Origin of the sequence: Stenotrophomonas sp. UBA7606 (genome assembly GCF_002477705.1) — a bacterium.
Lineage (GTDB): Bacteria > Pseudomonadota > Gammaproteobacteria > Xanthomonadales > Xanthomonadaceae > Stenotrophomonas.
In genome coordinates this window covers 1-353 of the sequence record NZ_DLJW01000032.1, presented here as the reverse complement: position 1 = coordinate 353, position 353 = coordinate 1, and the positions used below count along the sequence as shown (strand labels likewise).

Here is a 353-nt window from a genome sequence, read left to right as displayed (position 1 = left end):
GTCGGGATCCAGCTGTCCAGTGCATCGACCAGCTTCAGGATGGCCGGCACACCGATTTCGCTCTGGTCGCCTTCCAGCGCCATACGGGCCGAGCCGTGCACGATCGGGGTGTCGTCGCCCGGGAAGTCGTACTTGGAGAGCAGCTCGCGCACTTCCATTTCGACCAGTTCCAGCAGCTCGGCGTCGTCAACCATGTCGGCCTTGTTCAGGAACACGACGATGTACGGCACGCCGACCTGACGCGACAGCAGGATGTGCTCGCGGGTCTGCGGCATCGGGCCGTCAGCGGCCGAGCACACCAGGATCGCGCCGTCCATCTGGGCGGCACCGGTGATCATGTTCTTGACGTAGTC

Annotated in this window: 1 protein-coding gene; it reads right to left on the bottom strand. The window is 64.3% G+C overall.

The genetic code is table 11. The features are described 5' to 3' along the window. Positions 1–353: GTP-binding protein (locus B2527_RS05060; protein ID WP_293706448.1), on the bottom strand; the 353-nt coding region annotated here is incomplete at both ends.